10 protein-coding genes and 1 riboswitch are annotated in these 8,905 nt (G+C 56.8%); of the genes, 1 reads left to right on the top strand and 9 read right to left on the bottom strand.

Features of this window, described 5'->3' with window-relative positions:
• The 7 genes from L0H65_RS08855 to L0H65_RS08825 all read right to left on the bottom strand — a co-directional run.
• Positions 1–1,024: TrkH family potassium uptake protein (locus L0H65_RS08855; RefSeq protein WP_301458507.1), on the bottom strand; the 1,024-nt coding region annotated here is incomplete at its 3' end.
• Positions 1,025–1,063: 39 nt separating this feature from the next.
• Positions 1,064–2,131 (bottom strand): GTP cyclohydrolase FolE2, encoded by a 1,068-nt coding sequence (gene folE2, locus L0H65_RS08850; RefSeq protein ID WP_301458509.1) that lies wholly within the window; start codon positions 2,129–2,131, stop codon positions 1,064–1,066.
• 114 nt (positions 2,132–2,245) lie between these two features.
• On the bottom strand, positions 2,246–3,427 hold the full coding sequence (gene metZ / locus L0H65_RS08845) for an O-succinylhomoserine sulfhydrylase (protein WP_301458506.1): 1,182 nt from the start codon (positions 3,425–3,427) through the stop codon (positions 2,246–2,248).
• Positions 3,428–3,491: 64 nt separating this feature from the next.
• A riboswitch (SAM riboswitch) is annotated at positions 3,492–3,569 on the bottom strand.
• A gap of 579 nt (positions 3,570–4,148) precedes the next feature.
• Positions 4,149–4,316 (bottom strand): helix-turn-helix domain-containing protein, encoded by a 168-nt coding sequence (locus tag L0H65_RS08840; protein ID WP_301458505.1) that lies wholly within the window; start codon positions 4,314–4,316, stop codon positions 4,149–4,151.
• Between the two features lie 324 nt (positions 4,317–4,640).
• Positions 4,641–5,240 (bottom strand): phage protease, encoded by a 600-nt coding sequence (locus L0H65_RS08835; protein ID WP_301458504.1) that lies wholly within the window; start codon positions 5,238–5,240, stop codon positions 4,641–4,643.
• Positions 5,152–5,508, bottom strand: coding sequence for a hypothetical protein (locus tag L0H65_RS08830; protein WP_301458510.1), 357 nt, complete (start codon positions 5,506–5,508; stop codon positions 5,152–5,154). Before L0H65_RS08830 ends, L0H65_RS08835 begins: the two co-directional genes overlap by 89 nt.
• 70 nt (positions 5,509–5,578) lie before the next feature.
• Complete coding sequence (locus tag L0H65_RS08825; protein WP_301458503.1) at positions 5,579–5,731, bottom strand: hypothetical protein; 153 nt, start codon at positions 5,729–5,731, stop codon at positions 5,579–5,581.
• Positions 5,732–6,575: 844 nt separating this feature from the next.
• On the opposite strand from L0H65_RS08825, the gene L0H65_RS08820 reads away from it, so the two are divergent.
• Complete coding sequence (locus tag L0H65_RS08820) at positions 6,576–7,094, top strand: helix-turn-helix domain-containing protein (protein WP_301458502.1); 519 nt, start codon at positions 6,576–6,578, stop codon at positions 7,092–7,094.
• A 283-nt stretch (positions 7,095–7,377) separates the two neighbouring features.
• Here the strand turns inward: L0H65_RS08820 and L0H65_RS08815 are convergent, their stop codons facing one another.
• Both L0H65_RS08815 and L0H65_RS08810 read right to left on the bottom strand, forming a co-directional pair.
• Positions 7,378–7,986 carry an inner membrane-spanning protein YciB gene (locus L0H65_RS08815; protein WP_301458501.1) on the bottom strand — a complete coding sequence of 203 codons (609 nt, stop codon included), beginning with the start codon at positions 7,984–7,986 and terminating at the stop codon, positions 7,378–7,380.
• Between the two features lie 3 nt (positions 7,987–7,989).
• Complete coding sequence (locus L0H65_RS08810) at positions 7,990–8,889, bottom strand: DMT family transporter (protein WP_301458508.1); 900 nt, start codon at positions 8,887–8,889, stop codon at positions 7,990–7,992.
• Between the last annotated feature and the right edge of the window lie 16 nt (positions 8,890–8,905).

The raw sequence follows: 8,905 nt of genomic DNA, 5'->3' as shown, positions 1-8,905 counted from the left end.
CCCAATTCGCGAAGGAACCGGAAAAGAAGCCGGTGCTCGACATGATGGAGGAGGTCATGTTGAACAGGGTTTCGCGGAACGCTGGCTCCCAATCCATCTCCGCATGGTAGATCTGCCAGACCGTCACAATCACAATCGCAGACCCCAGCCAGCGCAGATAGGCGCGCATCTGCACATCGCGCCACAAAGGGCCAGCATCGCCCCGCACAAGTTGCACATAGCGGATATACGGCATGGAGCCGAGGAGCATGAACAGCGTGCCGACATATTCCCCCGCGCCGGAATATTTCTGGAACGAATCGTCGGAAGGCGAAAACCCACCTGTGGCAATCGTTGCCGCACCATTCACGATCGCATCGAGGCTGGACATGCCGATCAGATCATAGCTGAGGATGCAGGCCAGCGTCAGCCAGATGTAGATCCACGCCAATTCCCGCGCGATGTCAGAGGCGCGCGGCAGCGCCTTGCCAAAGGTATCAAACCCTTCGGTCCGGAAAAACTGCATTCCACCCACCCGCATCAGGGGTAGAAAGATCATGGCGATAAAGGCAATGCCCAAACCGCCCAACCAGTTCAGCATTCCCCGCCACAGGTTCATCCCGACCGGAAGATAGTCCAACCCGCTGATGACCGTCGCCCCGGTCGTGGTGATGCCCGAAACCGCCTCGAAATAGGCATGGCTGAACCGAAGATGCGGCTCACCTAAATAGAACGGCAATGCCCCGAACAACGGTGTGATCACCCAGATACCTGTGGTCAGCAGATAGGCCTGCTTCACCGAGAGGTTGCCTTTGGTCGTGTTGCGGGTGCTGAGCACGACGCAAGCGCCAAAAAGTGCCGTGAAAATCGCGGCTTCCAGAATGCGTTGTCCGTTAGCGATGCCTGCACGCATGTCAATGATCGCAGGCGCCAGCATCAGGATGGCCAGCACGATCAGGATGCGCCCGATCACATAGGCAACAGGGCGTATGTCAATCATGATGCGCAAAGCGGTAAGCCTGCCGGTGTGAAACGTCAATTCCACATCGCAAAGCCGCAAGACAAACCCGGCGGATGTGACCTGTTAACCGATGTGAAACAATGTCGTGAACAGCCTGGGATCAAGACTTTCGGTGGCAAAGGTCTGGCCTTGCGTCAGGACGCTGACGGCATCATGGCTGTGCAGGCTTTCCTGATGGCTGGCAACGATACGGAAATCCCCGACCCGCGGATCGGCCTGCAACTGGGCACAAAAGCTGCGCGCCGCATCCTCCACAAAGATCGGATTGGCGGCGTTGAGTTCGGCGAACGCCTGCTCATCCTCACGCTTGACCATCACTTGCGTCTCGGTCGGCACCGCGGCACGGGCAAGGTCGATCATATCCTCGAACCACAGGCATTTCTCGCCCACATCTTCCACCGATATCCGCGCGACAGAGCGTTGGCTGTGCGGCGTTGCAAGCTGCTGGCGTGTGCGCCGCGCATGTTCCGAAAGTTCCAGCGAACAGGGGCAGGTGCTGGAATAGACGTAATCGAGATGCATGATCTTTTTGCGAACGCCGCCAACATCGACCAATTCAAGCGCAATATCGTAATACTGCCAGCCCGACAGGCCCGATCGTAGCGAATCAATCCGCATCGGAAACGAGAACCGCATCTGGATGCGCGCATCGAAACTGTCGAGGTCGCGCTTGTAATCCTCCAGCGCGTGCTCGATCACCTCAAAGCTGAAATCACGTTCGGCATGGGCATAGAATGACCGCATGATGCGGCTCATGTTGATGCCCTTTTTCTCCGCCTCCAGACTGACGGAACCTGTGACCGAAGTTTCCAACATCACCTCCCCCGCGCCGCGGGTGCGGTAACGGATCGGCAGCCTGAAATTGGAAATGCCCACATGCTGGATCAGGGTTTTCGCGCCGACGATCAGGCTGGAGGGGCCATTTTGCAGGTCCGGCAGGCTGGCCTTGTAGGCGGCATCCACTTTGAAATCCGCCGGGTAGTCCTTCGTCAACTCCGGATAGGCGATGCCCTTTAGCGCCGCCACCTCGGCCGCAGGCGCGTGCCGCTGCCATTGCCGCAGAACCGCCAGCGCCGCCTCCGCGTCTTCCCGGTTAGGGGTGGCATCGACTTCGGGCAGATGGACATTCATGCGTTCAGTTCCCAAGCGGTTATTCCTGGCTCATATGTAGGCGCGCCATGCCACAATACCACGTCTAAGCCAGAAAATCCCCGGCGCAAACGGCTCAAGCGACCGATTGCCTGTTCAAACCGCCGCAAGACCCGCTTGCAAATCGGCAATCAGGTCTTCGACATCCTCCAACCCGACCGAAAAGCGGATCAATCCCGGCGTGATCCCAAGCGCCGCCTTTTGCGCGGCAGGCAGGCGTTGATGCGTCGTCGTTACCGGATGGGTCACGATGGATTTGGCGTCGCCTAGATTGTTGGAAATCTTGATGATCTCCAACGCGTTCATAAAGCGGAACGCCGCATCCTTGCCACCCTTGATGTCAAACGCCAACATCGTGCCGCCCGACCCGATCTGCCGCGCCGCCAGATCGGCTTGCGGATGGCTATACAGCCCCGGATAGATCACCGAGGACAGTTTCGCATTGCCTTCCAACATCGCCGCGATCCGTGCCGCCGAATCCGCCATCGCGCGGCAGCGCAGGTCCATCGTCGCCATCCCGTTCAGCATGATCCAGGCGGTAAACGGGCTCATGGAGCCGCCGGTGTGCTTGACATAAGGCTCCACCACACCGCGAATGAACTCTTTGGTGCCACAGATGATGCCACCCAAGGCGCGGCCCTGCCCGTCAACATGCTTGGTGGTGGAATAGACCACCACATCGGCACCTTGCGCTACCGCTTTGGAGAAGATCGGCGTGGCGAACACGTTATCGACAACAACCGTCGCGCCAACCTCATGCGCAATCGCCGACACGGCTTCGATATCCACCAGTTCCAGCGTCGGGTTCGACATCGACTCGAAAAACACGGCCTTGGTCCCCGGCACACAGGCCGCTTCCCATTGGGCCAGATCAGTGCCGTCGACAAAGCTCACCTTGACGCCAAAGCGGGTCAGGATGTTTTCCAGAATATAAAGGCAGGAACCAAACAGCGCCTTGGAACTGACCACATGATCCCCTGATTTCAGCATGGAAATCAGCGCGCCCGAAACTGCCGCCATGCCGCTTGCGGTGGCGAAGGCATCCTCTGTGCCCTCGATCGCCGCCATGCGGTCTTCAAACATCCGCACCGTCGGGTTGCCATAGCGAGCATAGACGAATTCATCCGGCCCGGCCTTGATAAAGCGGGCCTCGGCCTGCTCGGCGCTGTCGTAGGCAAAACCCTGCGTCATGAAAATCGCTTCCGCCATCTCGCCATATTGGCTGCGGCGACTGCCCTCATGCACCAGTTGGGTGCGCGTTTTCCAATCCTTCGACATCATGCCCTCTGCTGTTCCCGACTGCTCGCGCAGCCCAAAGAAAAACCCCGGCAACCCAGAGGCGCCGGGGCGTACCCGAACCTCTTTAGCGGTTTTTTTAACGTGGCCCGCAATCCGGTAACAAAGCGCCACGCCCAAGCGATACGCCGATGTTTCCGAAACGTCAACCAAGGCGCGGGTGTAGCGATTCAATTCACACTCCCCCCCCGACAAGCAAAGAAAAGCAACGCCTTTCCGCACGGGGTCCACTCCGCGCGCCTGCATTTCATCTTGGAGAAAATACCTCGGGGGACGGGCAGATTGTCTTGCAATGTTAGTGTTCACAACGTTTGACAGTACCAAATCAAAAGGTTTGATCACGGCCCGATATTTTCGGGAATAGCTAGGAACGGTTGATAGTAGATGGTTGAGGCGTCTGCTTTCGCCACCATCTTTGCACGGCGGAGATGCTTGTTTGACGCTTTGGCGGGAAGTGTGAAGCGACCTCGGCCACGACCTGCTTATAGGTCATATGTTCAATTCGTTCCAAAACGAACGCAGGCAATTCAGGGTCTGTGTTGAGGCGGGAAGGTGTTCCGGGGCGATGTTCCACGCGGTGTTTAGCTTCTCTTAAAGCCGGGTTAGACGAGCCTTCAACCCTTCAAGGGTCACTAAAAGGCGGGCGTTCGCCGCTCGTGCGCGGTCCAAGGCTTGCGCAGTTTGTCGCGCCTGAATCAGCGCGTCAGTCAGGTTGCGCATGGCCGTCCCTTTCAGGTTTCAGACGGTTCAACCAGCCGCGCACGGTCTTATCAGCTACATGCAGTCGGCGCGCAATTTCAGCGGTGGAATGGCCTTGCCAAGACAGCATGGCTACGGTCCACGGCTTTGCCAGTGGAACACGGCGCTGCATTCGATATCGTTGGTCTGCCATCGCGCGGGCGTGTTCATACCCGACGACCGCTTACAATCGCGAACGCCCCTTTGGATCGACGGCCACATGCAATTCCGCCCCACCGAATGTCAAAAGGAAAGTGACCGTCAGATCAGCGCCCAAAATGTCAACATAAGGTGCAATTTGAGCAGGCGGCTTTGGCATCGGGCGGGCGGGCACGTTCATTGGCAGCCTTTCGTTTTCAGACAAGACGCCCCGGCCTGACGGAGAACATCAGGCCGGGGCGTTGTTCGCCGCAGGGTCAGGAGAAACCACACGGCTAAAGGGCGTCACCACGCGCCCTTATCCTTTGGCGTTGAGCGTTTCGGGTTTCAATCCAAGCTGGGAACAAATCGCCGCCGCTTGTTCCGAGTCGTCACCTTGCGCAATGAACGCGGAATACGGGCGCGGCATTGGCTTGGACAAGTCGTAGGGGCGTGGCGCTTGCCTCAAAAACAGCTTGAAGCTTTCCGGGTCTTGTTGGCAAAGAGCGGTTGCCCAAGCACGCATTCCGGGCGTGATATAACCATCCATAAATGCCTTTTCGACCAAAGCCGTCGTCTGCGCCTCTTGCATGGTGAAGATGCGCAAGTTTCGATCTTGCAGCAAATCGGCTACGGCATCGACCGGAACATATTTGCGCGGGTCGGGTGCCATCTCTTGAGCGGGCGCAAGTTTCGGCGCAAGCGCGGTCATAACATCGTCTGCGGTAGAGTCGGGCGAAAGCCCCAGAGCTACCGCCAACTGGCGAACGAAGGCCGCAAAGGAATTGATGTCATCGGGTGGCATGGTCTCTTCCTCACTCGCAAGGGCTTTAAGGTAAAGATTTGGACGATGAACAAGGCCCGCGCCCTTGAGTCGCATGATTTGGCCCGCTTTGTCGTGCAGAAAAGACGGGCTCAAATAACGGTATTCTTTGTTCCGGATCAAATTCCGCGCGGTTAGCGATCGAGATATACAGCGCGGTATCATGGTTACTGCGGTAATAGTGTTGTAGGGCTTTGGTTTTGCCGATACCATGCCCGCCGCTGATCATCGTGGTTGCGGGGCTATTGATCGAACGCACCAAGCCGATTGACCGAAGAATATTATGGGCGGTTTCGGTGGCAATGAACCCGTCAGGGTCTGCTAGATACGTCGGGGGCTTTTCAAGCCGGACTATCTTAGACATATTGTTCTCTGTTGATGTTGTGGACCTAATGGCCCGCTTCGTTCGGCGTGGGGGGCGTTTGAGCCGCCGTTCACGCCAATTTCGGTTTCCGCCCTGCTTCGATATCTGCAAAGTGGGCATCCATGATTTTCCGGTATTCAGCCATATCCACGCTTTCGGCGGTTGCGACTGGTTTGGCTTTTTGTTTCTGCATCAGAGTTCCGCCAAATTGCCCAGCAACCACCGGGGGCATCCGAGGCGGTAATGAAGGGTTCTTCCGTTTGGATTGCGGCCATGAGTGCGGTAAGCTCCGCGACCGCCATGTAGTTATTCGCAGCCTCGGCCTTCTTGCTTGCCACGAGGGCGGCGTTCTTATTTCGGGCCGCATCGCGAATTCCGTCAACACTGCCGTAGGCACTGCGAGAAACGGGCAAAATACCATCGCAAATTAATTCGTTGTCTTCGTTCCAAGCGAGTGCAGCTTAAGAACTTGCCAGCCGATATGAGCAACCGCGCGATTTCGGCCTTGCACTCCGCCTCTGCTCGCATCTTGGACGGCGTTGCTGCAAAATCGCCATGGGCGTCTTCGTCATATATGCCGCCAACAAGGCCCGCCGCTTCGATGTCGCGAGTCACATGGGCAAGCCGCACAGAGTCGGGAAGGTCGGAGAGATTTGTGGCTTCATACTCGCCGCCAGAACCCACTATCCTAAAAAGATTTATTCCAGCCCGATGAAGCCACTTAGAGGCGCGTGTGCGGTGTGCCGGGATTGGCCCGATCCCACAAAGGGTTTTGACCGGAATTTGCATTAGCTGTGCGCCCCGGATGCCTCAATAACCGTCGCTACTAGAGCAACTGCCTACGGACCGTTCCAACGTCCAAAAAAAGCGTCTCTGACATTCTGGATGTGTGTTCCATTGGCCAAACACCAAGCGTTAAGAGTTGTGAACTTTGCCACGAAAGCGGGCCTGACCGCTAGGTAACGGGCTTTTCCCGCTTCGTCTTGTGTGTTAGATACTGACATGATTTTCGCTTGTATACTGATTTACCTACGATACGAAGCCAAGCCTACAATACGGTGTCGTCAATGGCTGATAGTGAACAGACGAGCGAGGTTGTGCGGCGATTGCATAGCCTAAGGGTGCAACGCGGCTACACGATTCAGCAGATGGCGCAAGTTTGCTCTATTCCTAAGAGTTCCTTAGAGAGCTACATGCGGTTTGAAGGGGCGCGCAAACCGGGCCTTGACGCGCTACTTTCGATAGCCAACGGGATGGACGTTTCTTTAGACTGGCTTGTGGGCCGATCTGTTTACAGCTTCCCCGCTACAGTGACAGAAAAAGACTATGCCTTGGCCTGCTTTTCAGTGGTGTCGGATCTAATCAATTGGTTGTGCAAAGAACAAAAGAAGCAGACGACTCCGATCGTGGGTGACGCAACGATTGCGGGCATCACAGATGCAGAGGTTGCGGCGAAGTCTATGCTTCTTTTCGTAGAACGGGTGGAGCTGTTTCGGAACAATCAGGGCGATGTTGGCCTAAGCCGCCGCGATCTTCACTACCGATTTGACCGCCTTTTGAGTAACGCCGATTCCGTAAAGAAATAGCAAATTTCTGCCGTGCGGTGTGCGCAGAATCGCGCACACGTCGATCTGGTGGTCTATTGATTTCATTGGATATTTTCTTATCAAATATTTCTGCAATACCCGATTTCGCCCCAAAACCGCAAAGAACTGTCAAACCTTGTGAAACTGCCACTTTGCAAGTATCTGATTATATTTGGCTTTATTTTCGCACTTCGTCAAACCTTCTGAACGCCGTCACAATCTGACCGCCGGGGGCAGCGCCCCCCCTGCCAACCTCACCCGAGAACGCGCCATCCGGCAAATGTCACTCCTTATCCTGCGGCTTCTCGATCCCGTATTTCTGAAACACTCGGCTTTGGGTCATCAGGAACAGGAATACCGCCGCTGTCAGACCAAAGGTTTTGAAATCCACCCAGATTTCAGTAGAGAATCCGCGCCAGATCACCTCATTCAGCACCGCAAGCGCCAGAAAGAACAGGGCAAGGCGTTTGGTCAGGATCATCCAACCTTCCTGCCGCATCGGCAGCACCTCCCCCATCAGACTGCTCAGATAGGATTGTCCGCGCAGTAGGCCAAAGCCCAGGATACCCGCGAAAAGCGCGTAGATCATCGTCGGCTTCATCTTGAAGAACCGCTCATCATTCAGCCAGACCGACAAGCCGCCGAAGATCACGACCAACACGACTGTCAGGATCTGCATGCGTGACAGTTTGCCAGTCAAAGCCCATAAGATACCGGTTGAAAGCAGCATCAAGGGGATGAAAGCGGCGGTGACAACGATGAAACCTTCGTATTGCGTGCCGCCAAAGGTGAAAACCTGGTCTTTCAACCGGCTGTAGCCGATGAAAAACGCCACCACCGGCCCCAGTTCCAGCACAAGCTTCACCGCGCCGCTGATCTTTCTTTCTGCCATCCGCTATCCCATCACTTCCACGATCACCGCACCCGCCGCGATCAGGGCCATCAACCCCAGTTGCATTTTCGTCACCCGTTCGCCCAGCACCAGCCAACCGATCAGCGCGGCGAACACCGTAGAGGTCTCGCGCAGGACCGCCGCTTCGCCAACCTTGTCAAGGCGCGTCGCCATCAGGATCGACCCGAAGCTGAAAAACGCCACTATCGCCCCCAGTAGACCGCGTTTGAACAGGGGAACCGCCTCTTGCCATCGCAAGGCGCGCAATTCCCGCCGCATGATGAAGGGCATGAAGACCCCATCGAGCATGAAAAACCAGGCGAGGAAAGTAAAAGGATCGTGCGTCGCCCGGATACCATATGCGTCATAGGTGGTATAGAGCGCGACAAATCCGCCCGTCGCCACCGCCAGCCCCAAGGCCTGCACAAGGGTTTCACGCGCGACGATGACGTGGCGCAGATTATAGGCAGCCAATCCGAAAATCCCTCCCAGCAATGTCGCAAGCCCCAGCCATTGCCCGGCGTTGAACCGCTCATCAAAGATGACCCAGGCCCCCAGAACGGCAAAGAGCGGGCCGGTGCCGCGCACAACCGGATAGACCACCGTATAGGCCCCTCGGCTATAAGTCATGGCTTGCAGATATTTGTAGCCCGCATGGATCAACATCGCCCCGGCAAAGATCAGCCACATATGCGGCTCCGGCCACGGCACCACAAACAGGGCGAATGGCGCGGCAATCAGCGCATAACAGCCATCAATCGCGCTGCGCGCCATCCAGGGGTCGTGCCGCCCTTTCTGCAATGCGCCGAACAGCGCATGCAGCAGCGCCGCCAGCATAGCAAGCGCAAGCGCCAGATCATGGCCAGCTTGCGTACCTTCAAGGCTGAGAATCCACTCGCTCAACCGTAACAGCGGGGGG

The sequence above is a fragment of the Pseudorhodobacter sp. genome (assembly GCF_030452865.1).
Taxonomy (GTDB): domain Bacteria; phylum Pseudomonadota; class Alphaproteobacteria; order Rhodobacterales; family Rhodobacteraceae; genus Pseudorhodobacter.
The sequence above is the reverse complement of the archived record's forward strand: the minus strand, read 5'-3'. Positions and strand labels throughout refer to the sequence as shown.

Coding starts and splice junctions, on each gene's coding strand:
- L0H65_RS08840 (WP_301458505.1), bottom strand. CDS start 4,316: ATGCAGCGCCGTGTTCCACTGGCAAAGCCGTGGACCGTAGCCATGCTG.
- L0H65_RS08815 (WP_301458501.1), bottom strand. CDS start 7,986: ATGGCAGAAAGAAAGATCAGCGGCGCGGTGAAGCTTGTGCTGGAACTG.
- L0H65_RS08830 (WP_301458510.1), bottom strand. CDS start 5,508: ATGTCTAAGATAGTCCGGCTTGAAAAGCCCCCGACGTATCTAGCAGAC.
- folE2 (WP_301458509.1), bottom strand. CDS start 2,131: ATGAATGTCCATCTGCCCGAAGTCGATGCCACCCCTAACCGGGAAGAC.
- L0H65_RS08820 (WP_301458502.1), top strand. CDS start 6,576: ATGGCTGATAGTGAACAGACGAGCGAGGTTGTGCGGCGATTGCATAGC.
- metZ (WP_301458506.1), bottom strand. CDS start 3,427: ATGTCGAAGGATTGGAAAACGCGCACCCAACTGGTGCATGAGGGCAGT.